Origin of the sequence: Devosia nitrariae (genome assembly GCF_030160115.1) — a bacterium.
Classification (GTDB): Bacteria; Pseudomonadota; Alphaproteobacteria; order Rhizobiales; family Devosiaceae; genus Devosia; species Devosia nitrariae.
In genome coordinates this window covers 57,606-81,613 of sequence record NZ_BSNS01000020.1, presented here as the reverse complement: position 1 = coordinate 81,613, position 24,008 = coordinate 57,606, and the positions used below count along the sequence as shown (strand labels likewise).

The window sequence follows — 24,008 nt, the reverse complement described above, 5'->3', positions numbered from 1 at the left end:
TTGCCATAAAGGAGCCTGAATGTCCGCCAGAGTGGAATCTGTCAGTCGTGCCGGAGAACATGGGGTCTCCAAGCTGCCTGCCGAGCTCATCGAACTGATCGCCGGACACGGCGTTGCCGGCGATGCCCATGCCGGCGTGACGGTCAAGCACCGCTCGCGCGTCGCCAAGGATCCAACCCAACCCAACCTGCGACAGGTGCACCTCATCCATGCTGAACTCTTCGATGCCATCGCGCCGCTCGGGCATCGGGTCGCGCCGGGCGAGCTTGGTGAGAATATTCTGACACGCGGCATCAACCTCCTGGCGCTGCCGGCGGACAGCGAGCTCAGGATCGGTGAGTCGGCCGTGGTCAGGGTGACGGGGCTGCGCAATCCTTGCGCCCAGATCGAGGCCTTCCAGTCGGGCCTCCTGGCGCAGATGGTTGAGAAACGCGCCGACGGCGCGCTGGTGCGCAAGGCGGGCGTCATGGGTATCGTGCTGAACGGAGGTCGGGTGCGACCGGGCGATTCTATCGAAATTTCACTGCCGGAGGGACCGCACCGGCCGCTCGGGCCGGTGTGAACTAAAACGAAGACCAGCGTTCTGTCGCCCGCCGGAGAGCCGGCGGGAAGTTTCTGGCGGAAGGCTTGCAGACATGACAAGAAGGGACGGCAGCATGGGTCAAGGCAAGGTCGCGCTGGTGACCGGGGGAAGCTCGGGAATCGGCCGGGCAACGGCGATTGGGCTGGCCAAGGCGGGCTATCGCGTCGCCATCTGCGGGCGGCGCACGGAAGCGCTGGCCGAAACGGCGCGGGCGGCTGGCAATGCCTTCGCCCAGACCTGCGACGTGACCGATCCTTCGGAAGTCGCTCATTTCTTTTCAGAGGTGCGCGAACAGTTCGGGCACATCGATGTGGTGTTCAACAACGCGGGACGGTCGGCGCCGGCGACTTCGTTCGGCGACGTGGATGTCGCCCTCTGGCAGTCGATGATCGACACCAACCTCAATGGCGCCTTTTACGTGGCGCGTGAGGCTTTCCGCACCATGCGCGACCAGCACCCGCAAGGCGGGCGGATCATCAACAACGGCTCGATCTCAGCCTATGTGCCGCGACCGGGGGCAGCGCCCTATACGGCGTCCAAGCATGCGATCACCGGGCTGACCAAAGCCATCTCGCTCGACGGACGCGGCTATAACATCGCCTGCGGGCAGATCGATATCGGGAACGTTGCCACGGATATGACCAGCATCATGACCACCGGTACGCTGCAGGCCAACGGCACCATCATGCCTGAGCCGACTTTCGACGTGCGGCACGTGGTCGACGCCGTGATCCACATGGCTGGGCTGCCCTTGGAGGCAAATGTGCAGTTCATGACGGTGATGGCAACGACGATGCCCTATATCGGGCGGGGGTAGACCCTCACCGACCCCTCGCGAATCTGCGTTCGCCTTCGATCCACACCGCCTCGACATCGAGGTCCGGCGACAGGTGAACGAGGCTCGCAACGCAGCCTTCGCGCAGGCTGCCATGAGTGCTGCTGATCCCCATGGCTTCAGCGGGATAAAGGCTGGCCATGCGCAGGGCCTCCTCCAGCGGCAGGCCGATCGTTTTATGCATGAACCTGACCGCGTCGACCATGTCGAGATCGGCGCCGGCCAGCGTGCCGTCGGCGAGGCGCAAGGCGCCGTCGGCGCGGGTGATGGTGCGTCCGTTGAGGGTCAGCGTCTTAATGTCGGTGCCGGTCTGAGACATGGCGTCGGTGACGAGGAATATGCGTCCGGGTCCGCGCTTGGCGCGCAACGCGACTTCGATCGAAGCGGGATGCACGTGTATGCCGTCGGCGATGAGCCCGGCATGGACTGCGTCATTGCCGAGCACGGCGCCGACGACGCCCGGTTCGCGGTTACCGAGCTGGCTCATGGCATTGAAGAGGTGCGTGGCCATGGTGGCGCCGGCGGCAAACGCGGCAGTCGCCTCGGCGTAGCTGGCATCGGAATGGCCGATGCTGATTAGAATGCCGGCGGCGGACATGGCGGCGATCTGCTCAGCCGTCACCGTCTCGGTGGCGACGGTGACCAGCAGATTGGGTAGCGCGTCTCGAGCCGCAAGGATGCGGGTGAGGTCCGACTGATCCATCGGTCGGATCAGCGACCCGTCATGGGTGCCCTTGCGGGCGAGCGCCAGGTGCGGACCTTCGAGATGAAGGCCGAGGAAGCCGGGGACACGCGCCTCGACCGCGGCGGTTCCGGCTGCAATGGCGCGCTCGTTGATCTCGACGGTGTCGGTTATGAGCGTCGGCAGCAGCGCGGTGGTGCCGAACTGGGTGTGCGCGGCGCAGATGGTGCGGATGGCCTCGAGCGTGGGGGCGTTATTGAACAGCACCCCTCCCCCGCCATTGACCTGCAGATCGACAAAACCGGGGACAAGCATGCCGCCGCCGACATCGATGCGCGCAGCATCCGACGGCACCGCCTCGATAGGAACGATACCGGCGACCAGGCTGGCCTCCGTTAGAAGCGCCGACCCCTCATGCCAAGCATGCCCGTCGAAGATGCGCTCGGCAACATACGCGGTCAGCGTCATACCGTCTCCGTCACCTTCTTGAGCATGGGCGGCGCGTCGGGGTTGAGGCCGCGATGATGCGCCAGGGCTTCGACGAAGCCGTAGAAGGAGACGATGAGCGCCAGAGGATCGGTGATGGGATGGCCGGTGGCGGCGAAGGGGAGCCGGCTGGCGGCACCCGGCAGGTCGGAGGTGAGGAACGCCTTGGCGCCCTTGCCGGCGAGGGCATGGGCCATTTCAGCCACCGAGGACTCGGCCGCGTCGCGGGCGGCAAGCGCCAGCACCGGAAAGCCCGGGGTGACGATGGAGACCGGGCCATGCATGACCTCGGCCGAGCTATAGGCTTCGCCCTGAATGCCGCAGGTCTCCTTGAACTTGAGCGCGGCTTCGTTGGCGATGGCCCAGCCGGGGCCGCGCCCCAGGACATAGAGCGCGTCATGGCCATCGAGGGCCGCGATCAGTTCGGACCAATCGCAGGCGACGGCCCGCTGGAACGCTTCGGGCAATGCGGCGACGGCCGCAATCAGCTCCTCGTCGCCCGCCCATCGGGAGAGGATGGCGAGCCCGGCGACGACGGAGGTAACGAAGGTCTTGGTAGCAGCAACGCTCTGTTCGACCCCGGCCTCAAGATCGACGGTAAAGTCGACCGCTTCCGTCAAAGGGGAGCCGGCGGTGTTGGTGACGGCAATAGTCGTCGCGCCGCCTTCGCGCGCGGCGCGAGCCATGCCGACGATATCGGGGCTTTTGCCCGACTGTGAAATGGCGATGGCGACGGCGCGGTCGAGTTTTAACGGAGCTCCATAGATGGAGGCGACCGACGGGCCGATGGAGGCGACTGGAATGCCGAGGGTCAGCTCGATGGCGTATTTGAGATACGAGGCGGCATGATCGGAAGAGCCGCGGGCGATGGTCGCAACCACAGGCGGCTGCCGGTCGCGCAGCACCGCCGCGGCCTCGGCGACGACGTCTGCGCTCCCCTCGAGGAAACCGGCCACGACCTGCGGGATTTCCTCGATCTCGTGACGCATATGGGTCCGATTGATCACAGCTGACCGCTCCCTTGGGCTGAAGAATCGCCGATGCGCAGCTCGGCAACGAAGTCATAGGCGTCGCCCCGATAGACCGAGCGGGTGAATTCAACCACCTTGCCGGTGGCAAGATAAGAGATACGCTCGATATAGAGACCGGCCGACCCGGCAGGAACCGCGAGCAAGTGAGCCTCGGCCTCATCGAGATTGGCGGCGCGAATGCGCTGGATGGCGCGCACTGGCCGATTGCCGCTCTTTTCCAGATGCGCGTAGAGCGAGGTGGTGATCACCGACGGATCGGGCAGGACGGCGGTCGAAAGCGTCGCCCGCTCGATGGCGAGCGGCGTTTCGCCGGTGAGCCGCAAGCGGGCGATGCGTGAAACCCGGTCGCCCGAGGAAAGGCCGAGAACAATGGTCTCCTCAGGCGAAGGCACGTAGACGCCACGATCGAGCCATTGCGAGCGCACCGACATGCCGCGGCGCGCCATGTCCTCGGTAAAGGAGGTGAGCTGGGAGAGCGACTGCTCGACGCGCGGCGTACGGGGTGCAACGAACGTTCCCGACCCGTGGCGCTGAATGACGATACCGTCCTTGACAAGTTGCTGGACGGCCTTGCGCACCGTCACGCGCGACACATCGACCCGCATCGCCAGATCGCGCTCCGACGGCAGCGCGTCGCCAGGCTTGATATCGCCCCGGGTGATCGCCCCCTCGATCCAACGCTTGAGCTGGAGGTAAAGCGGCCCGCCGGTCGGCACGATCACCGGTTCCGATCCGAAGAAACTGTCCGAAACTTCCGCCACCGATCCTCCCCGCCTGGCACGTGGCCGGCGATGCCTCAATACCGCGGCCATTGCAATACCGGAAGACGCCGGATCACGCAGGGCGAGTCTCGGCCAATGATACCAATAAGATACCATTTTCTCAACCCGGGCCTGCGCCGCCGAAGACTCCGGGGTCACGAGACGCATTTGCTGCAAGGCTTTGGCCGCTCTTGACCTCGCCATGCTGCCATCGTCCACATGGCTGAAACAAGTGGTATTTTTTTGGCATTATCGAAATTGCCGAACTACCGATGCGGCAAAACGAACGGCCTGTCCGAGGGGCCATCGCATGGGGCACGGAGCCGGGCACAGGCACGGTGTTCCCTTCTCCCCTTGAGGGAGAAGGTGCCCGACCCTGGCTACGCCGTAGCGAAGCTCCGGCTTCGCCCAGGCGAGAGGGCGGATGAGGGGTTTGCGATGATGCAAAACGCACCCGACCTTGTGCTTTTTGCAGCATCGCAACCCCTCACCCTGATTTTCGCTGAACGCGAAAAATCGGTCCCTCTCCCTCAAGGGGAGAGGGGGCGGGCCATATGCGATGCCAATTCTACCGACGGTCGGTCAGGCGAGTTCGACCATGACAGTTGCGATCTCGAACGGCCGCAGGGCAAGGCGGACAGTGTTGTCCTCAACCTCGAGCGGCGTGCCGCCCTCCTCCATCAGATTGACGAGCCGAGCGGACTTCACCGGCATGCCGAAACGGATGGTGGGGTTGGCGCGACGGTTGGCGTGCTCGAAGACACGCAGGACCAGGGCATCGCTCTTTTCGGCCTTCTTGACCGTCTCGATGGTGACGGTCGGCACATCGACGCTGGCGAACGAGAAGGTGGCATCGGCCCCCTGCCCGGCGCCTGCTACGTCGCCGAGGACGGCGACCGGGTTATTGAACCGTTCGGCGGCGCGGTGCACTTCGTGGAGGTCTGAAAGGCCTTCGTGCACGAAGAGCGCATAGCGCAGGCGATGCTCGCCGATGTCGGCGTCGGGGCTGGGGTGGGTCGAGCCGCGCACCAGGGTCAGTCGGACGAGCTGCTCGACGGCGTCATAGGCATATTTGCAGTCGTTGAGCAGCGCGGCGCCGAAGTCGGGTTCGGAAAGATCGACCCAGCGATGCATGGAGGCCTCGAAGCGGGCGCGGTCCCAGCTGGTGTTGCGGTGGGTAGCGCGCTTGACGTGGCCGAACTGGATCTCCGAACGAATCTCCGAAACGTTCATGTCGAAGGGGAATAGCGTTTTGACCACCGTCTGGCGCTCGTGCCAGTCGATGTAGGTGTCGAACTCGACCTGCCGGACGCCGTCAACGAGCGAGATGACCTGCACGAAGCGGGATTTCTGGTAGCTGCGCTCGACGCGGATGGCGGCCCGATACGGTCCCTCTTCGACCACCTCGATTTTGGTCTGCCCGTCGGCGAGCGGCCAGGACTGCTCCTCGAAATACCAGTCGATGTCCCAGGCGTCCCAGTTCATCGACTTGTCCTCATAGGCAACGAGGCGATTGGCGGTCTTGCCGTTCTCAATCAACTCGCGGCCGCTGGCCTTGTCGACAATGGAGGTGATCTCGCCCTTGTCGTCAAAGCCGACGCGGATGAGGGCGTTCTCGAGATGGGTCTTGGAGACCGACAGGTTCGTCGCCGGGGCCGCACCGCCGGCAGAGAGACCGGCGCCAGCCCAACCCAATGCCGGAAGCGTTGCTACCGGGGCGGCGTAGCGGGTTTCACCGGCGGCGCCAACGAGCTTTTGCAGCGGCGCGGTCTTTCCGGCCTGAGCAAGCGCTTTACCCTCAAGACCCGGGCCTTCAAGGGCGGCGAGCTCGCCCGAGCAGTCCTGCGAGGTGAAGTTGAGGAGGCGCAGCTCGCCGGCAGCCGGCTTGCTGGCCGCCCGGGCGGCGGTGACCCATGGGCCGTTGGCGGAGTCGAGGGTCGAGAACAGCATGCCGTATTCGGCATCGGAGTCGGCATAGACCTCGGGAATCGAGGTGCCGGGCAGGATGTCATGGAACTGGTTGATCAGCACCAGCTCCCAGAACTCGTTGAGCTTTTCGGCCGGGTAAGCGAGGCCGGCCTGGGAAAAGGCCATGCTGGAGAGGAACTCGAGCTCACGCAGGCGCCGTTCGGCCTTGCGGTTGTTGGCCTTGTTCTTGGCGACCGAGGTCAGCGTGCCACGATGATACTGGAGGTAGAGCTCGCCGTTCCAGGTGGGGAAGCGGTTCGCGTTCTCCTCCATGCGCTCACCGAGACGATCGAGGAAGGGAACGAGGCCTTCCATCCGCACTTTCGGGGCCCCGGGAATGCCGCGCTCGAGGCGCAGGCCGCGCTCGATCATGGCGCGGGTCGGGCCACCGCCGCCGTCGCCGTAGCCATAGCAGACGAGGACCTCGTCGCTGACGGCCTTCGGCTCGTAGCGCTTCCAGGCGCCCATCACCTCGCTGACCGAAAGATCGGAGTTGTAGGTGGTGAAGATCGCATCACTCTCCATCCTCTGGGCGGTGATCAACTGGGCCTTGGTGACGGTGCCGTCGATGCCGCGCCAGAAGAACGTATCGTAAGGGTGCCGGTCGGTATCGTTCCAGGAGAGCTTGGAGGTGACGAAGTAGTCGAGCCCGGACTTTTCCATGATCTGGGGCAAGTTGGCCGAATAGCCGAAGGTATCGGGAAGCCATACGCATTTGGGCGTGACGCCGAACTCCTCGATATGGAAGCGCCGGCCGCGCATGATCTGGCGGACAAGGGATTCGCCCGAAACGATGTTGACGTCCGGCTCGACCCACATTGCCCCTTCGATCTCGAACTGGCCGGATTTGACCTTCTTCTTCAACCCTTCCCAGATCTCGGGGTAGTCGGTCTTGATGAAGTTGAACAGCACCGACTGGTTGTACATGAAGACAAAGCCAGGGTACTCGGACATGAGATTGAGGACCGTGGCGAACGAACGCCCAGTCTTGTCCCGGGTGTGCATGACGCGCCAAAGCCAGCCGACGTCGAGATGGGTGTGGCCGACGGCGGTGATGACCGGCTGCACCTCGGTATCGGTGAGCTTATAGATTTCGGCGGCAATCTTTTCCGCTTCGCTGAGGGAAGCCTCCAATTCAGGTGTGACCGCGCCGCGTCGGTCGAGAGCGCGCAGGGCCCTGTCGACGAGGTTGAGGATGGCGTGGCGGCGCGCGTCGGTCTGCGGCAGGTAGGTGGCGACCTGGAATGGAGTCACCAGGTCATAATAGAGCTGCTCGACCTGCTCGTTGCGCACCAGGTATTCGACGTGGAAGCCCGCGAGCGGGCGGTCGAAGAAGGTGAAGGCGTTGACGAGGAGTGTGTGCTTCTCACCTGCCTTGGCATCACGAGCGATGACAAGCTCGTTGTGATTGCCATCGAGCGCCTGGGCGATGTGCCCGTCGAGATAGGCCAGGCACTGCGGATCGGTCGAACCCGGACGGTTCTGCCATTGCGAAGTGAAGCGCAGGACGAACGTCTTGCCGGCGGCTTCCGCTGGCACCTCGATCTCGGCAGCGAACCAGGTGTGGCCCTGCTTCTTCGACCAGACGGTACGCTGGGTGAACTCCGGCCAGCCGCGCCAGTCGGCGCCGAGCGCCTCACCGGCGTTCTCCACGTCCTCATTGTAGCGCCAAGCGACTTCCCCGGGCACGGGGGTCAGGATTTTGCGGGCGAGATCGTCGCAGAGGCGGGCAAGCTTGCCTTCCTGCTTGGTATCATCGGTCAGAAGGCCGAGGCGCTGCGCAAGGGGATTCACGAAACTCATCCTTTAACTCCAACACCGGCGAAACCCGTGTTCATGTTTCGCCGCAACAGGAAATACACGCCGACCGCCGGCGCTGCGTAAACGATCGAAAAAGCTGCAAGGAAGCCGTACTGGATCGCTCCCTGTTGACCGAAGGCGGCGTAGAGGCCGACCGACATGGGAAAGCCACTCTCGGTGCGCGCGAAGATTAAGGGCAGCAAGAACTCATTCCAAGCTCCCGTGAAGGAGAAGAACCAGACAACTGCGATGCCGGCGCGCGAGAGCGGCAGGACGATCCGCCGGATAATCTGCCAGAGGGACGCACCTTCAACGAACGCGGCCTCCTCCAACTCTATGGGAACCGTGTCGAAGAAGTTCTTCATGAGCAGCAGGGTGAACGGCAGGTTGAGAATGGTGAGCGCGACGATGACGCCCCCGGTATTCAGAAGGCCCGTGTTTCGGGCGGTGAAATAGAGAGGCACGATGACACCGGTCGCCGGCAGCATGCGCAACAGCACCAGCGACCACAGGAACGCGTTGCGCCCGGGAATGTTCAGCCGCGAAAGGGGATAGGCGGCGGCTATGGCGACGACAACCGTCAGCGTCGCCGTGCCAGCGGCCAGAATGATGGAATTGATGAACTGGCGGCCGGCATTGCCGGAAAGGGCATCGGCGAAATTATCGAGGCCGATCGTCTGCGGCAGCACAAGCCGGCCGGTTGCGGCCGGATTGAAGGCGTTGAGGATCAGCCAGGCGAAGGGGCTGACCCAGATGATCGCCACAAAGGCGAGCATCAGCGCGTTGACGCGCGAGGCAGTGGCATTGGGTCCCATCACTTCGGCTCCCGGAGCATGCGCAGATAAAAGAGCGAGAGGACGCCGACGATGGCGAGCATCGCAACTGATATGGCGCTGCCATAGCCGAGCTTACCGATTGAGAAGCTCTGGTCGTAGAGGAAGATGGCGAGCACCGTGGTCTGACGGCCCGGGCCACCGCCGGTCATGGCATAGATCAGCGGGAAATAGGTGAAGGTCCAGATGGTGATGAACAGGAGGTTGGTGGCGATGTGCGGGCGGATCATCGGCAGGATGACGCGCCAAACGCGCTGAAGCGGCGTCGCGCCATCGACCTTGGCGGCCTCGACCACCTCGCGGGGGACAGCATCGAGGGCGGCCGAGAATAGAAGATAGGACCAGGCGGTCCCTTTCCAGATATTGGCAACTATGACGACCGGTAGCGCATAGGAATTGATGAAGTTGATCGGCTCGAATCCTAAGGGCACGACGATAAGTGCGTTGATAAGCCCAGTCTCGGAGGTCGTTGCCGACCAGAGGAAGGCAGCAACGATGTCGGGCAGGAGCCAACCGAGCATGATGGCGACCTCGAGGACCGGCCGCACGCCCGAATTGTCGTTGCGCAGCGCCGCGGCGAGCACAAAACCGATCACGCTCTGACCGACGATTGCCGAGAAGAAGACGAAGATGCCCGTCGTCCACAGCGCCTCGAGGAAGCCGCGGCGGGTAAAGAGACGCTCGTAGTTGTCAAGGCCGACCCATGACCACTCGACGGACTTGCGCCCGACCAGCTCGAGATCGGTAAAGCTGAAGCTGAAGGCCCAGAAGGTGAAATAGAGAAGCGCAGCGATGAGGACGAGCGCCGGCACCATGCCGGCCAGCAGCAACCAGCGGCCCGACGAGAGCATGGGTGAGGTTTTTAGTATGGGGGAGGTTTTCAGCATGGACGAGCCTCGCTCGTCCTTCTCAAGGGCTCACACCGATACGAGACCATGCGACCTCCATGCGGATCAGGAAAAAATGCGGCGGCGCCGGGGCGTTCTGCCCAGAACGCCGCCGCCTCGGGAGGTCAGGAGGTCATTCGTAAGTGATCACGTTCTCTTCGCCGAACTCGTCGACGAGGGCGGCGTGATACTCGGCCACGGCGTCTTCGACGCTGAGACCTTCGAGGATGTCGGCGGTCATCTGCTGGACGAAAGCGGAGACGACCTGGTAGCCGGGATAGGTGTCACGGCCGGTGGTATCGGCAGCGAGCTTGGTGGCTTCGGCCAGATATGGGTCTGAGGCATAGGCCTCGGATTCAGCGATGTCCGTGCGCACGGCCATGCGGCGGTTAGCTACGGTCCATTCGCCGAAGTTGCCGGCATCGAAGATGGTGGTCACCAGCTGCAGGGCGAGATCCTTGTCGGCCGCATTGGCTTTGATGCCGATGGTCCAGCCGCCAGAGATGTTGGTGGTCGCCTTGGCGCCAGGCTCGCCCGAACCGGGCCAGGGCGTCCAGCCCATGATCTCGTCGCGTTCCTCCTGGCTCGGCACATTGTCGCCGTTGCAGTCCCACATGCAGACATTTTCCCACGAGCCGCTGGCAAGAATACCAATCTCGCCGGCCAGGAACGCCTCGCGCGTGGCCGCGCCGACATCGGCGGCATAGTTGATGTCGGCGGAGGCGAGTTCGCGCTCGATATAGACGTCGTGATAGAGCTCGAGCGTGCGCCGGATTGCCGGGCTATCGCCGATCCACTTGCCCTCCTCCCAGTTGCGCAAGCGGTTGCGATCGTCTTCGGGCACGTCGGCGCCGAGCAGGGCCATGTAGAAGCCCTGCATTGTGGTCGCCTCGCTCTGCTTGGTGCCGGCCGGCAACAGGAAGGCATTGTCTATGCCGGTCTCGTCCTTGATGGTCTGGGCGGTATCGATGATGTCCTGCCAGGTCTTGGGCTCCCACGGCACGGGGATTCCCGCCTGCTCGAACACGGCCTTGTTGTACCAGAGCATGCGCACATCGGTATCGGTCGGCAGCGCATAGACCTGACCTTCATAGGAGGCGACGTCGAGCAGCCCCCGCAGGTAATACTGGTATTGATCCCAGCCGGCCGCCTGCTCGTCGAGCGGGTGCAGATAGCCGGCGGAGGCGAGTTCGGACACCATGAAGCTGTCCATCTGTACGACGTCGGCGGCGGTGCCGGCCGAGAGGTCGAGCGCGATACGCTCGTCGTAGCCCGCGCCGGGCAGTTTGACGGCGTTGACCGTCTCGCCGGTTTCGGCCTCGAAATCCTCGATACCCGGCTCGACGAGCGAAGCCAGCCACTCGGCGTACATGATGGAAACCTCGGCGCGCGCCGGGACGCTCGCCGCCGCGACGAGCGAGAGCGCAGTGACGGTGGTCAACAGATACCGATCGATCATGAATTTCTCCCTCAGGGTCGACCGCGCTTGCCGCGCGGCGATTGCACGCGCCGCCCTCACGACGCGGGGAGCAGCTAAGCCGATAAATTGCAACGTTGCAATACCCTCGACCGCCGGCAGCGAGAGAAAAAATGCAACGTTGCAAGGTGCTGACCCGCCATAGTGGGATCAGATCGAGGCCGGGACTGTATTCAGGCGCTCTCGAATGGCTGCAACGTGCCTGAGAGAACCTCGGCGCGAGGGTCACCGACATAGCCGCCGCTCAGGCGTTCCAGGAGCATGGCGCAGGCGCGGTGGGCAAGCGTGGAGGGGGCAACGCCAACGCGGGTGAGGCGCGGCCGGACATACTGCATGGCCGGCTGATCGCCGAAAACGCAAATAGCAATGTCGTCGGGGACGCGCAAACCGCGGTCGTGGAGGGCAGCAAGGCCCGCGATGGCCATCAGGTAGTTGGCAAAAAAGATCGCCGAGGGCATGCGTCCTGCATGATTGTCGAGCAGCCATTCCACCGCTCCGCTCCCGGATGGCTCGAGGTAGGTTCCCTCGTAGCGCAGGTGCGGATCGGCGGCGGCTCCGTGGTCGGCAAGACCCTGCTCGAAACCGTCGGCGCGGGCCATCGCCTCGGCGAAATAGGTCGGCCCGGTGACATGGGCGACGCGCCGGTGTCCCTTCTGCGCCAGGTAGCTTCCCATGGCGTAGCCCCCGCCATAGTCGTCCACCTTGATGCTGTCGACGGCGTGGTTGTTGAGCTGGCCGATGAACACCGCCGGCATGTCGATCTTCAATAGCTCGTCATGCATCCCGTGCAGGGCGAAATCGCCGACGATCAGGCCGTCGACCCTCTTGTTGCGGATCTGGCGCAGGTACTGGCGGTTGTGCTCGTGCGGGTGCCCCCCCGGTACATCCGAGTTGAAGATCATGGTGTCGAGGCCGACAGCCTCGAGGTCGGACTGGGCGGTCTTGACGAGCTCAGGATAGAAAGGGTTGCGAATGTCGGGAATGAGGAGCGCAACGATATTGGTGCGCCCAGTCCGAAGGCTCTGGGCCTGCGGGTTGGGCACATAGCCGAGTTCCTCGACGGCCTGCATCACCCGCTCGCGCAGGTGCACCGAAACGCGGTCGGCGTGATTGAGCACGTGCGATACCGTGGTGCGCGAGACCCCTGCCCGCTCGGCGACTTTCGAAATGGTCGTCATTACGCATCCGCTGACATTGGCCACCTGCCCGCCGTCGTTGTTCCGCCACCGGGCAATTGTTGGGTATCACAGCTAACCCCGGGGTGCAAAATCGATTTGCAAATTGATTTGCAAATGCATTTGCAAACGAGAATTTGCCTGTTATGTTGAGTCTCGCCTGATGAGCCGGAACGGCCACGGGCACTCGAAGTGCGCCCGGATTCATGCCGGTCGATTCGCAAAAAAAGGAGAGCCTTGCATTCAGAGCGCGTTAAGCGCGGGCCCTAGAGCGCCCCTTTATCGACCGGGTCGCGCCGATCGCCACTCCAAACTTCATCCAATTCGCATCTTTCGCGGGCGGGCAATGCACTGCCGCCTGAACCGAACAGGTTTTCCCATGAACGCACCCTTCTCCGGCCTCGACGTGAACCTCGGCAACATCTACCGCCTGTCGAATGCCAAAACCCGCTCGATCTCGCCGGAAAACTTCACCGGCGAGAAGGGCAAGGGCGGCATGGCAACCGAGGGTACCGGCGCCGGTTGCGCGCGCGGGCTCGGCCAGGGTTGGAAGGTTTCCCCGTCCATCGAGATCCAGCCGGGAGAAACCCGGGTGCTCGCCGATATCGAGGGACCAGGCGCCATCCAGCAGATCTGGCTGACCACGGCGAACCTGCGCTGGCGGGACCTGATCCTGCGCATCTATTGGGACGACCAGGAACACCCGTCGGTCGAGGCGCCGGTCGGCGACTTCTTCTGCTCGGGCTGGAATCGGTTTGCGCAAGTGACGTCGCTCGCCGTCTGCGTCAATCCGGGGCGCGCGTTCAATTGCTACTGGCAGATGCCGTTCCGCAAGAGCGCGCGGGTGACCATCGAGAACCGGGATCCGGACGATCGCGGCATCATCTACTACCAGATCAACTACGCCCTCAACGATGTGCCGGAAGACGCGGCTTATTTCCACGCGCAGTTCCGCCGCACCAACCCCCTGCCCTTCAAAGAGGACTACACGATCCTCGATGGCGTCAAAGGCCAGGGCCAGTATGTGGGCACCTACATGGCCTGGGGCGTCAACAATTCGGGCTGGTGGGGCGAAGGCGAAATCAAATTCTTCATGGACGGCGACGGGCAATTCCCGACGATCTGCGGCACCGGCACGGAAGACTATTTCTGCGGCGCCTATAACTTCGACGGAGGCGTCGTCGACGCCAACATGACGAGCGCCTATCGAGAGTTCAGCACCCCTTACGCCGGCCTGCCGCAGGTGTTGCGGCCGGATGGAACCTATCAGTCGCAGCAGCGGTTCGGCATGTATCGCTGGCACATCCCGGACCCGATCCGGTTCGACCAGGACCTGCGGGTAACCATCCAGGCGCTCGGCTGGCGCACGGAGAAGCAGAACCGGCGCTACCTGCCGCTGCAGGATGACATCGCCTCGGTCGCCTACTGGTACCAGACGCTGCCGACCGCGCCGTTCCCGCAGCTGCCCGACCGCGACTACCTCGAGATCATCTGAGGGCACGGAGGCCAAGCGGAAGGACCAGAAGATGCGGTTGCTGCGCTACATTGCCGGACGGCTCGTCGTCTACGCCCTTGTCGTCGTCTTCGGGCTGACGGTCTTGTTCTTCGTGCCGCGGCTCGGGCCGACCGATCCGATCGAAGCGATGCTGGCCAAGGTCGCTTCGCAAGGCGCCTATATGGACGCCTCGCAGGTCGACGCGCTGCGACAGTCGCTCGCCGACACGTTCGGGCTCAGCGGCTCGCTCCTCGAGCAGTACTGGGCGTTCATCAAGCGCATCCTGCTCACTGGCGATTTCGGGCCGTCGCTCTCGATGTACCCGACCCCGGTGATGGAATTGATCATGAACGCCCTGCCCTGGACGTTCGGGCTGCTCCTGACCTCGACGTTGATCGCCTGGGTGCTGGGCAATTTCGTCGGGCTGCTCTCGGGCTGGAAGCCGGAGAGCTCCTCGTCGCGGGTGATGGAGGGGGTGGCTATCTGCCTTTATCCGATCCCCTACTACATCCTCGCGCTCGTCCTCTCGATCCTCTTTTCCTACATCTGGCAGATCTTCCCCCTGACGACGACCATCCGCGGCGCGCCGTGGAGCTGGAACCTCGTCACCTCGATCCTATGGAACTCGTTCCTGCCCGGCGCCTCCATCGTCATCGTAGTGTTCGGCTGGTGGGTGATCAGCGTCAAGGCGCAGACCACGGCACTCAAGGAAGAGGAGTTCGTGCGCTATGCGCGGCTCAAGGGTCTTGGCGATGGCCGCATCCTCGCCCGTTATGTCTTGCCCAACGCCATCCTGCCGCAGATCACCTTTCTCGCGCTCCAGATCGGCCTGATGTTCAACGGCTCGCTGATCACCGAGATCCTCTTCGACTATCCGGGACTCGGGCTCCTCATCTACACGGCCGTGCTGCAGGGCGACTTCAACCTGCTGATGGGCACGATCAGCCTCTCGGTTATCGCGGTCGCCACGGCGACCATGGTCATCGACCTCATCTATCCGCTGATCGACCCGCGCATCCGGCACCGGTGACACGACATGCGGATCCTTAAACTCTTCGAAAATGCACCGTTCCGGCTCTATCTTGGGCTGTTCCTGGTCGCGCTCTTCGTCCTGGTCGGAGCGATCCTGCCCTGGTTCGCGCCGGCCGATCCCCTCGTCTGGTACACGACGCCGCGCAACCAGGATCCGAGCTGGACCTATCCGCTCGGCACTACGAGCCTTGGCCAGGACGTCTTCTGGCTCCTCACCTGGGCGCTCAGGAACTCGCTGATCCTGGGGTTGCTCGTCGCGTTCTTCTCAACGCTGATCGGTGTCTTTCTCGGTCTTGCCGCCGGCTATGCCGGGGGCTGGCTCGACCGGGTTCTGTCGTTCCTGATGGATGCGCTGCTCTGCATTCCGTCCCTGCCGATCCTCATCCTCATGGCTGCGCTCTTCGGCGGGCAACTGGCATTGCCGATCGTCGGGGTCGCGCTCGTGCTCTTCAACTGGCCCTATCCTGCCCGGCAGGTGCGCGCCGTGGCCCTCACCATGCGCGAGCGCGAGTTCGTCAACGTCGCCTGGTTCTCGGGGGAATCGAGCGTACGGATCCTCGTGCGCCACATCTTCCCCTATATCGCAGGCTGGTCGGCGGCCAACTTCATCAACACGGTGCTGGTCGGCATCTCAACGGAGTCGGCGCTGGCCGTCATCGGGCTCTCGAGTGCGCAGCAGGCGACGCTCGGCACGATGATCTACTGGGCGATCAATTACCAGGCGCTGCTCGCCGAGCGGTATGTCTGGGTCGGGGCGCCGGTGCTTGCCATCGTCCTCATGTTTATCGGCCTCTTCCTCGTTTCCTCGGGTCTTTCCATGCGGTCGGCAGCCCGGAGGATGAGCGTATGATCAAGGTCGACAACGTCACCGTCGGCTACGGCACGACCGCCTTCGTCAAGGCGGTGGATAGGGTGAACCTCACCATCAACGACAACGAGATCCTCGGCATCGCCGGGGAATCGGGATCGGGTAAGTCGACGCTGATGCGCGCGATCTACGGGGATTTCTCCACGGGCCTCCGCATCGCATCGGGCACCATAACGGGGCGGTTCGCCAGGAACGGAACCGGCGCCGTGACCGAAGCCGAGAGTCACGACTTCGGACAGCTCTGGTGGGACCAGATCAGCTATATCCCGCAAGGCTCGATGAGCGTGCTCAACCCGCTGATGAAAGTGGAAAAGCAGGTGGTCGACGGGTTGCCGAAGCGTGAGCGGCAAGGCAACCGGGCGGAGCTGCGGCGCCGGATCGCGACGTTCCTCGAAGGCTTCGGGCTCGAAGAGAGCGTGCTCGACGCATTTCCGCACCAGCTTTCCGGCGGCATGCGCCAGCGGGTGCTGGTCGCCATCGCCGCGTTCGTCAATCCGCGGCTGATCCTGGCAGATGAACCGACCACGGCGCTCGACGTGGTGGTTCAAAAAAAGATTCTCCTGATGATGGTCGAAATCCAGCGCCGGCAGCGCAACTCACTTGTCCTCGTCTCGCACGACCTCGGCGTCCATTACCAGATCACAGACCGGCTGGTGGTGATGTACCAGGGCAAGATCGTCGAGGCGGGGCCGACGGCGGGGATCTTCGCCAATCCGCAGCACGAGTACACGCAGACGCTCATCGCGTCGCTGCCTCGGATCGATGGCACCCGGGCGGAGGCGCGGCGATGAGCGGCGCACCCATCCTCGAGGTCGAGCGGATCGGCCGTATCTACCGCCGGGGCGGGATCTTTGGCGGCAAGCCATTCTACGCCGTCGACGACGTCAGCTTCACGCTGCCGGAGACGCCCAAGGTCTTCTCGATCGTCGGGGAGTCCGGGTCGGGCAAGACGACCCTAGCGCGCATGGTCCTGCGCCTGGTCGAGCCGACGGATGGTACGATCCGACTGATGGGCCGGCCGCTGACCGGCACGTCGAAGGAGCGGATCGACAACCTCGAGTTCCGCCGGCTGGTGCAACCGATCTTCCAGAACCCGTTCGAGGCGTTCAGCGCGTACCTGCCCATCGGGACCTACCTCATTCGCACCGCGCTCAACCTCAAGATTGCGCGCTCCGAGGCCGAGGCGGTCGAGGCGGCCGATGCCGCGCTGCGCTCGGTCGGCCTCAGCTATGAGCGGATCAGGGGCAAATACATCCGGCAGTTCTCAGGCGGGGAGCTGCAGCGCATCAGCGTCGCACGAGCGCTCATCCCCAACCCCAAGCTGATCGTCGCCGACGAGCCGGTGTCGATGGTCGATGCGTCGCTGCGGATGTCGATCGTCAATCTCTTCCGGCAGATCGTCGAGGAGAAGGGCGTATCGTTCATCTACATCACCCATGACCTGTCGACCGCCTATTACCTCTCGGACCACGTCGCCATCATGAATGCCGGCCGCGTGGTCGAGCAGGGCGCGCCGGGCGACATCCTCGCCTATCCCAGCGAGGCCTATACGCGCGAACTGATGGCGGCGATCCCGACCATCGGGGCGCGCTGGACCGAGCTCGACGAAATCGACCGCCACTACGCCCACGAGCGCACGCGGGACGGCAAGAGTGCGGACAAGCACCACCAGGAACACTCTTAAATTTCCAGTCACCCAGGAGGAGAACGTGACCAGAGACCCCCGAAACGACAAGCGCGCCAGAGGCACACTGCTGGCGCTCGGCATGGCCGCCGCACTTGGCGGCACGATGCTTGCCGGCTACGCCCCGGCAGCATTCGCCCAGGAGATGACCGACGTCGGCACGCCGCGGGCCGAAACGCTGATCGTCGACATGCTCAATGCCCGCGTCGGCAACCCGACCAACATGAACATGTACCAGCAGGGTGTGACCGTGAACCACGGCATGCACCAGCTCGCCCTCTCGCAGCTCTACGACATCGACACGGCCGCCGGTACGCAGATACCCGGGCTCGCCGCCGAGATGCCGGAGGCGCTCAACGAAGACTTCACCCGCTTCCGCGTTCCGCTGCGCGAGGGGCTGACCTGGAGCGACGGTGAGCCCTTCACCGCCGACGACGTGGTGTTCACCGCCGAGATGATCCGCGATACGCCGGCGCTCGCCTACAGCGCCGCCTTCATCGACGCCATCGCTTCGGTGACCAAGGTCGACGACCATACGGTCGAGATCGAGACCACACGCCCGACACCGCGCCTCTCGATCGTCCTCGGGTCGGTTATCTACGGTAACGCCTTCCACGTAGTGCCCAAGCACATCTGGGAGAACGAGGACCCGGCGACCTTCGCCAACTTCCCGCCGGTGACGATCAGCGCCTACAAGTACATGGACCACGATCCGAACGGCACCTGGTTCCTGTGGGAGAAACGCGAGGACTGGCAGAATACCGAAGTCGGCCAGATGATCGGCGAGCCGAAGCCGCAATACGTGCTCTTCCGCAGCTACGGCACCGAGGAGCGGCGGGTGCTGGCGATGGCCTCCAACGACATCGACATCCTCACCGACATCTCGCCGGAAAGCCTCGACATCCTCAGAAATCAGAACGACAAGGTGCGCGGCTGGTTCACCGACTTCCCCTATGCCAATCTCGATGACCCGTGCGAGCGCGGCATCCATTTCAACACCTCGATCGCGCCCTATGACGATCCGCAGACCCGCTGGGGCCTGGCGCTTGCCATCAATGCGCAACGGGCCAGCATCGCTACCTTCTCGGGCATGATGCGTGCCTCCCCGCTCGCCATTCCGCCGACCAGCGTCCTGATGGACACCTACCACCAGCCGATGTCGCAGTGGCTGGCCGAGTTCACGCTCGAAGATGGCTACAAGCCGTTCGATCCGGACTATGCGATCCGGCTCGGCGAGCAACTGCGGTCGGAAGGCGTCGAGGGGATTCCGGAGGATCCGGAGGCGCTGCGTGAGCTGCTCGGCGTCGGCTGGTGGAAGCACGACCCCGAGCAGGCCACCAAGCTCCTGCAGGATGCCGGCTTCACCAATGACGGCGGCCAGTGGAAGAAGCCGGACGGAACGCCGTTCACCATCACCATCCTCGCTCCGGCCGATTTCGAGGTGCAGTCACAGCGCCTGGCCTTTGCGGTCGCCAACGAATGGACGCAGTTCGGCATTCCGACGAACGTGCAGCAGATGCAGGCGGGCGCGTTCTTTACCGCCGAGAACACCGGCAACTACGAGGTCGGCTCCTATTGGGGTTCGTCCTGCGCCATCACGCCGGATCTGTTCGTGCGTATGGAGGCCTGGCACAAGGACTATGTGCGCGAGAACGGCACCCCCGCCTCGCACAACCAAGGCCGCTATGTCGACGAGGAGCTCTCCGCCCTTATCGACGAGCTCCGCGCGATCCCGGCCGATGACGAACGGATCGTGCCGCTGGGCACCGACATCCTCAAGGAACTGGTCGAGGGCCTGCCGGTGATCGAGATGTTCGGCACCTCCAAGTTCGTGCCGGTCAACGAGACCTACTGGACCAACTATCCTTCGGCCGACAATTACTATGAAGGCCCCTGGTGGTGGTGGTCGAACTTCAAGTTCATCAACGCCCAGCTGGAGCCGGCTGCGGCCGATTAGCGTTCCTCCCCGAGCGGACCCGGCAACGGGTCCGCTCAAACTGTCCACCCCATCTGGTATGGAAGATTGTCGTTGACATCCTGAACGTTCCGCACAAACATTGCGCCGTCTTGAGCGGGACCAAATTCCCCAGGATCGGCCGGAGACACGTCATGGGCCTCGAGCCCAGCCACGGTATGTCGGTAAAGCGTGCGCTACGCGGAACTTCGCCAGCCTGACCGAAAACCAACGGGCCGGTGCTTGTTTCGACCTTCTGAGGAACCCGTCGAAGAACTCAACTGTGCGGTCGCGGTTGATGGACGGGTTTGCCCTTCTCCATTCATCCGCCGACCATTCGAGCCGCGACCAAACGGGGCCACGGTTGTGTGTGCAAGGGAGGAGCCGGCAAGGCATGATCAAGCGTCCTGACACGCAGGCGATGCATTTCGGCACCTGGCCACATGGCCGGAAAGCCTGAGCCCGCCATGCGCATGTCGGCGGGTCTCCTCGAGCAACTGCGCGCAACCGATCCCGCCAGCCGGGTCGGTGCTCCGCAATCGGAGGTGGACGCTGCGGTGCTGGACGAGTTCCTAGCCGCGGGCGTCAAGTTTGCTGCTTCCTCGCCGCAGATGGAAGCGCGCTATTACGATGCGATGCGCGAGCTTATCGCCTGCATCCGGCCAGCGGCCAGCGACACTCCGATCCTCAACGAGGGTGGCATCTATCTCGGCTGCTGGCTCGAAAGCACCGGCACCATCAACGCCGAGTTGCTGTCGCGGTTTGTGCCTTCGGTGGCGCAGGCGACCTTCGCGGGCTTTGCCGAGCATCAGCGCGAGGATGGGCTTTTTCCCTATAAGCTTACCGCCGGCGGACCAGCCTTCTCGCAGATCCAGATGGTGACGCCGCTGGCCCGGTCGGTCTGGAACCACTACCTGCTCAACGGATGCGACCGGTCGTTCCTATCCCGTATGTACGCGGCCATGGCATGGCATGATGCGTGGCTCGCCGGCCACCGGGATACGCGTGGCACCGGCGGCGTCGAGGCCTTCTGCGCCTATGACACCGGCCACGACCTTTCGGCGCGGTTCTGGCATGTGCCGGATTCACCCTATGGCAACGACCCAGCGCTTTGGAACCGGCACAACCCGATCCTGCCGTTGATCGCGCCGGACCTGACGGCGAACATCGCCTGCCAGCGAGGGTATCTGGCAATGATCTCCGAGGAGCTGGGTGGGGATGGCACCGAATGGCGAGAGAAGGCGAAGCGTAGCCAAGCAGCGCTTCACGAGCAGTGCTTCGATGCCGAGGACAATTTCTTCTATGATCGCGATCGGCTGGGGCGGTTCGTCAAGGTGCAGTCGGACGTGCTGCTGCGGGTGCTGGCCTGCGAAATCGGCGACGACGCCTTCTTCGCGCAAGCGCTGGAACGATACCTGCTCAATACGCGCAAGTTCTTTGCCAAATACCCGTTCACCTCGATCGCCCTCGACGATCCGCGGTTCGACCCGGCGTTCGATTACAACAGCTGGTGCGGCCCGACGAACTTCCTCAGCCTCATCCGCGCGCCGCACGCCTTCGAGCACCATCGCCGGCATGTGGAACTGACCTGGGTGATGCAGCCGACGCTCGCCGCCCTCTTCCGCTCGCAGCGGTTCGCGCAGACGCTCCATCCTTTCACCGGTCGCGAAGGGTTCACCGAGGCCTATTCGCCGGCGATCCTTTGCCTCCTGGATTTCGTCGAGCGGCTCTGCGGCATAGTGCCGAGGCCCGATGGCGAGCTCTGGTTCAACGGGCTGGTGCCGGAGGCGGGCGAGCATCGGTTCGTCGACCATGAAACCGCCTATAGCCGCACGGTCGACGGACATCGGTTCGAGCTCGTCAACCAGTCGGCCGGGTGCATGGCGCTTCGCGACGGCGAGTTGCTTTTTATGGCTCCGGCAGGCGTGCGGGTCGTTACCGACCGCGCCGGGGCGCTCCGATCGATCGTCGGCCTCAGCGCCGACACCATCGAGGGACCACTGCAGACGCCGCAGGGTACTGTTCAGTTCCGCACGGGGCCCAATGAGGAACTGCGTCTCGAGGGGGATCGCCTGGTGCGTGCGCACGGGCCGGACCTGGTGCCGCCGACCTATTGAAGGAGCAAGCATGGCCGCCGGGAGGTCGGGCGGACTGAACACCGACAACGATGATGTACGTAGCTCAAAGGGAGGGAAACCATGAGCCGACTGACGAGGAGACGTTTTATTGGCACTGCCGCAGGGGCTGCGACACTTGCCGCGTTCGGCCGTCCGGCCTTCGCGCAGGACCGGACGCGCATCCGCCATTTCTGGTGGGGAAACCCCGATCGTGACGAACGCACGTTCCGGGTCATCGAAATCTTCAACCAGAAGCATCCCGACATCGAGGTGGTGGGCGAGACGCTGGGTTTTGCCGACTATTTCACCCGACTTACCACCCAGATCGCCGGCGGCAACATGGCCGACGCCATCCAGATGGGCTATGGGGTGATGTTCGAATATATCCAGCGCGGCGCCATCCTGCCGCTCGACGACCATGTCGGCTCGACGCTCGACCTCACCCAGATCGACGAAAGCGCGCTGCAGGCCGGCACCGTCGACGGCAAGCTCTATGCCCTTTCCATCGGCGCCAACTCGCATATGGCCATGTACAACACGCGCCTCTACGAGGAGGCAGGGATCACGTCGGGCGACGGGTTCGATCCCTATGGATGGACTTATGACGACGTGAAGCGCATCGGCGTTGCCGTCAAGGAAGCCACGGGCGTTGCCGGTACCGACGACAACACCGCCGACTACCAGAACTTTTCCGACTTCGTCGGCCAGAAGGGCGCCGAGCTCTACAAGGCCGATGGCACCTACGGCGTGACGCAGGAGATCGTCGAGGAATACTGGACCATCTGGAAGGACATCCGCGATGCCGGCGCCACCCCGCCGGGACCGGCCTCGGCTGGCCTCGTGGGGGCCGAGATGGCGCAGTGGGGGATCATTACCGGCCAGTCGGCGACATCCTATGCATGGTCGAACCAACTGGTCGGCGCGCAGGAGCTGATGCAGGACACGCTGGGCGCCGCGATGTATCCAAACACGCCCGAGATGATCCCGGGCTCCATCGTTCAACCCAGCCAGTTCATTTGTCTCTCGCGCGATACCGTCGATGCGCAGGCGACCACCACCTACATGGACGCCTTCGTCAACGATCCGGAGATGACGGCGGTGCTGGGGCTCGAGCGCGGTATCCCCGCCAACTCGCAGGTGCGCGAGGCGCTGGTGCCGACACTCGAGGGCGCACAGGCGCTGTCGGTCGAATTCTTCGACAACATCCAGGGCAAGACCATGGCCCTGCCCCCGCCGCCGCCGAGCGGCGCCAACGAGGTGGAGCAGACCTTCGAGCGCATCGCGGTCGGCGTGCTGCTCGACCAGGTGAGCATCGCCGACGCCGCCGCCGATTTCCTGCGTCAGGCCGAGGCGATCCTGCGTCGCGCCAGCTGATGGCCAATGGCCGCCGGGCCCTGGTTCGGCGGCCCCACCGCAACCGAACCTGGAGCCAATGCATGCAGAAGTTCCTGCGCAAGAACGCACCGGCCTATGTCTTTCTTGCCCCGTGGCTCATCGGGTTCTTCCTGCTCGCGATCTTCCCGATCCTCGCCTCGCTCTATCTGTCGTTCACCCAGTACGACGTGGTGCGGCCGCCCGAATGGGTGGGTATTGAGAATTACCAGTACATGTTCGAGTTCGATTACCGGTTCTGGAAGTCGATGCAGGTGACCTTCACCTTCGTCGTCATCTCCGTGCCGGCCAAGCTCATCTTCGCGCTTGCCGTCGCCATGCTTCTCGACAAGGGCATCCGTGCAGTCGGCTGGTACCGCGCGCTCTTCTACCTGCCCTCGATCCTTGGCGGTTCGATCGCGGTCGCCATCCTCTGGCGACAGCTTTTCGACTACAACGGCGTCATCAACTCCGTCCTGCGGTTCTTCGGCGGCGACGGCCCCTATTGGCTCTCGGACCCGCGCTATTCGCTGTGGACGCTGATCGTCCTCGCGGTCTGGCAGTTCGGATCGCCGATGCTGATCTTCCTTGCCGGGCTTCGCGCCATTCCGCAGGACCTCTATGAGGCCGCCGAGATCGATGCGGCCGGCCCTGCCCGCAAGTTCTTCGCCATCACCGTACCGCTGCTGGCGCCGGTCATCTTCTTCAACCTCGTGCTGCAGATGATCGAAGCGTTCAAGTCGTTCTCGGGCGCCTTCATCATCTCTGGCGGAACAGGCGCGCCGCTCGATAGCCTACTGTTCTTTACCGTCTATCTGTTCAATGAAGCTTTCTCCTATTTCCGCATGGGTTATGCCTCGGCGCTCGGCTGGGTGCTGCTCCTCATCATCGCCGCCTTCACGGCCATCGCGTTCTGGACCAGTAAGTACTGGGTCCACTACGAGAACGAGAGGGGCTAAAGCCATGACA

Annotated in this window: 19 protein-coding genes; 11 read left to right on the top strand and 8 right to left on the bottom strand. The window is 63.7% G+C overall.

Features of this window, described 5'->3' with window-relative positions:
* The first annotated feature begins 19 nt into the window (after positions 1–19).
* A complete protein-coding gene (locus tag QQK18_RS17580; protein WP_284341672.1) occupies positions 20–562 on the top strand; it encodes an MOSC domain-containing protein in 543 nt (180 codons plus the stop codon).
* Positions 563–656: 94 nt separating this feature from the next.
* A complete protein-coding gene (locus QQK18_RS17575; RefSeq protein ID WP_284341671.1) occupies positions 657–1,400 on the top strand; it encodes an SDR family oxidoreductase in 744 nt (247 codons plus the stop codon).
* 4 nt (positions 1,401–1,404) lie between these two features.
* Here the strand turns inward: QQK18_RS17575 and nagA are convergent, their stop codons facing one another.
* The 8 genes from nagA to QQK18_RS17535 all read right to left on the bottom strand — a co-directional run bounded on the left by nagA (position 1,405) and on the right by QQK18_RS17535 (position 12,521).
* Positions 1,405–2,568 (bottom strand): N-acetylglucosamine-6-phosphate deacetylase, encoded by a 1,164-nt coding sequence (gene nagA / locus QQK18_RS17570; protein WP_284341670.1) that lies wholly within the window; start codon positions 2,566–2,568, stop codon positions 1,405–1,407.
* A complete protein-coding gene (locus QQK18_RS17565) occupies positions 2,565–3,575 on the bottom strand; it encodes an SIS domain-containing protein (protein ID WP_284342049.1) in 1,011 nt (336 codons plus the stop codon). The genes nagA and QQK18_RS17565 overlap by 4 nt, the downstream gene beginning before the upstream one ends.
* 14 nt (positions 3,576–3,589) lie before the next feature.
* Positions 3,590–4,378, bottom strand: coding sequence for a GntR family transcriptional regulator (locus tag QQK18_RS17560; protein ID WP_284341669.1), 789 nt, complete (start codon positions 4,376–4,378; stop codon positions 3,590–3,592).
* A 582-nt stretch (positions 4,379–4,960) separates the two neighbouring features.
* The gene (locus tag QQK18_RS17555; protein ID WP_284341668.1) at positions 4,961–8,149 is read right to left on the bottom strand and encodes an alpha-mannosidase; all 3,189 of its coding nucleotides are present in this window, start codon (positions 8,147–8,149) and stop codon (positions 4,961–4,963) included.
* Positions 8,146–8,961 (bottom strand): carbohydrate ABC transporter permease, encoded by an 816-nt coding sequence (locus QQK18_RS17550; protein WP_284341667.1) that lies wholly within the window; start codon positions 8,959–8,961, stop codon positions 8,146–8,148. The genes QQK18_RS17555 and QQK18_RS17550 overlap by 4 nt, the downstream gene beginning before the upstream one ends.
* Positions 8,961–9,866, bottom strand: coding sequence for a carbohydrate ABC transporter permease (locus QQK18_RS17545; RefSeq protein ID WP_284341666.1), 906 nt, complete (start codon positions 9,864–9,866; stop codon positions 8,961–8,963). The genes QQK18_RS17550 and QQK18_RS17545 overlap by 1 nt, the downstream gene beginning before the upstream one ends.
* A gap of 133 nt (positions 9,867–9,999) precedes the next feature.
* On the bottom strand, positions 10,000–11,325 hold the full coding sequence (locus QQK18_RS17540) for an extracellular solute-binding protein (RefSeq protein WP_284341665.1): 1,326 nt from the start codon (positions 11,323–11,325) through the stop codon (positions 10,000–10,002).
* Between the two features lie 191 nt (positions 11,326–11,516).
* Positions 11,517–12,521: a LacI family DNA-binding transcriptional regulator gene (locus QQK18_RS17535; RefSeq protein ID WP_284341664.1), complete on the bottom strand. Its 1,005-nt coding sequence runs from the start codon at positions 12,519–12,521 to the stop codon at positions 11,517–11,519.
* Positions 12,522–12,897: 376 nt separating this feature from the next.
* Between QQK18_RS17535 and QQK18_RS17530 the strand changes: the two genes are divergently transcribed.
* The 9 genes from QQK18_RS17530 (at position 12,898) to QQK18_RS17490 (ending at position 23,998) form a co-directional block, all read left to right on the top strand.
* Positions 12,898–14,013 (top strand): glycoside hydrolase family 172 protein, encoded by a 1,116-nt coding sequence (locus QQK18_RS17530; RefSeq protein ID WP_284341663.1) that lies wholly within the window; start codon positions 12,898–12,900, stop codon positions 14,011–14,013.
* Positions 14,014–14,044: 31 nt separating this feature from the next.
* Positions 14,045–15,043, top strand: a complete 999-nt coding sequence (locus QQK18_RS17525) for an ABC transporter permease (protein ID WP_284341662.1) — start codon at positions 14,045–14,047, stop codon at positions 15,041–15,043.
* Positions 15,044–15,049: 6 nt separating this feature from the next.
* Entirely contained in the window at positions 15,050–15,895 is an 846-nt protein-coding gene (locus QQK18_RS17520; protein WP_284341661.1) for an ABC transporter permease, read from the top strand.
* Positions 15,892–16,704, top strand: coding sequence for an ABC transporter ATP-binding protein (locus tag QQK18_RS17515; RefSeq protein WP_284341660.1), 813 nt, complete (start codon positions 15,892–15,894; stop codon positions 16,702–16,704). Before QQK18_RS17520 ends, QQK18_RS17515 begins: the two co-directional genes overlap by 4 nt.
* Positions 16,701–17,597: an ABC transporter ATP-binding protein gene (locus QQK18_RS17510; protein WP_284341659.1), complete on the top strand. Its 897-nt coding sequence runs from the start codon at positions 16,701–16,703 to the stop codon at positions 17,595–17,597. Before QQK18_RS17515 ends, QQK18_RS17510 begins: the two co-directional genes overlap by 4 nt.
* 25 nt (positions 17,598–17,622) lie before the next feature.
* Complete coding sequence (locus QQK18_RS17505; protein WP_284341658.1) at positions 17,623–19,554, top strand: ABC transporter substrate-binding protein; 1,932 nt, start codon at positions 17,623–17,625, stop codon at positions 19,552–19,554.
* Between the two features lie 440 nt (positions 19,555–19,994).
* Positions 19,995–21,668, top strand: coding sequence for an MGH1-like glycoside hydrolase domain-containing protein (locus tag QQK18_RS17500; RefSeq protein WP_284341657.1), 1,674 nt, complete (start codon positions 19,995–19,997; stop codon positions 21,666–21,668).
* Between the two features lie 81 nt (positions 21,669–21,749).
* Positions 21,750–23,042: an ABC transporter substrate-binding protein gene (locus QQK18_RS17495; RefSeq protein WP_284341656.1), complete on the top strand. Its 1,293-nt coding sequence runs from the start codon at positions 21,750–21,752 to the stop codon at positions 23,040–23,042.
* A 62-nt stretch (positions 23,043–23,104) separates the two neighbouring features.
* Positions 23,105–23,998, top strand: a complete 894-nt coding sequence (locus tag QQK18_RS17490; RefSeq protein ID WP_284341655.1) for a carbohydrate ABC transporter permease — start codon at positions 23,105–23,107, stop codon at positions 23,996–23,998.
* The last annotated feature ends 10 nt before the right edge of the window (positions 23,999–24,008 follow it).

Bases quoted from the DNA above. Each gene is read 5' to 3' on its own strand.
- QQK18_RS17580 (WP_284341672.1), top strand. From the start codon at position 20: ATGTCCGCCAGAGTGGAATCTGTCAGTCGTGCCGGAGAACATGGGGTC.
- QQK18_RS17575 (WP_284341671.1), top strand. From the start codon at position 657: ATGGGTCAAGGCAAGGTCGCGCTGGTGACCGGGGGAAGCTCGGGAATC.
- nagA (WP_284341670.1), bottom strand. From the start codon at position 2,568: ATGACGCTGACCGCGTATGTTGCCGAGCGCATCTTCGACGGGCATGCT.
- QQK18_RS17565 (WP_284342049.1), bottom strand. From the start codon at position 3,575: ATGCGTCACGAGATCGAGGAAATCCCGCAGGTCGTGGCCGGTTTCCTC.
- QQK18_RS17555 (WP_284341668.1), bottom strand. From the start codon at position 8,149: ATGAGTTTCGTGAATCCCCTTGCGCAGCGCCTCGGCCTTCTGACCGAT.
- QQK18_RS17550 (WP_284341667.1), bottom strand. From the start codon at position 8,961: ATGGGACCCAATGCCACTGCCTCGCGCGTCAACGCGCTGATGCTCGCC.
- QQK18_RS17545 (WP_284341666.1), bottom strand. From the start codon at position 9,866: ATGCTGAAAACCTCCCCCATACTAAAAACCTCACCCATGCTCTCGTCG.
- QQK18_RS17540 (WP_284341665.1), bottom strand. From the start codon at position 11,325: ATGATCGATCGGTATCTGTTGACCACCGTCACTGCGCTCTCGCTCGTC.
- QQK18_RS17535 (WP_284341664.1), bottom strand. From the start codon at position 12,521: ATGACGACCATTTCGAAAGTCGCCGAGCGGGCAGGGGTCTCGCGCACC.
- QQK18_RS17530 (WP_284341663.1), top strand. From the start codon at position 12,898: ATGAACGCACCCTTCTCCGGCCTCGACGTGAACCTCGGCAACATCTAC.
- QQK18_RS17525 (WP_284341662.1), top strand. From the start codon at position 14,045: ATGCGGTTGCTGCGCTACATTGCCGGACGGCTCGTCGTCTACGCCCTT.
- QQK18_RS17520 (WP_284341661.1), top strand. From the start codon at position 15,050: ATGCGGATCCTTAAACTCTTCGAAAATGCACCGTTCCGGCTCTATCTT.
- QQK18_RS17515 (WP_284341660.1), top strand. From the start codon at position 15,892: ATGATCAAGGTCGACAACGTCACCGTCGGCTACGGCACGACCGCCTTC.
- QQK18_RS17510 (WP_284341659.1), top strand. From the start codon at position 16,701: ATGAGCGGCGCACCCATCCTCGAGGTCGAGCGGATCGGCCGTATCTAC.
- QQK18_RS17500 (WP_284341657.1), top strand. From the start codon at position 19,995: ATGGCCGGAAAGCCTGAGCCCGCCATGCGCATGTCGGCGGGTCTCCTC.
- QQK18_RS17495 (WP_284341656.1), top strand. From the start codon at position 21,750: ATGAGCCGACTGACGAGGAGACGTTTTATTGGCACTGCCGCAGGGGCT.
- QQK18_RS17490 (WP_284341655.1), top strand. From the start codon at position 23,105: ATGCAGAAGTTCCTGCGCAAGAACGCACCGGCCTATGTCTTTCTTGCC.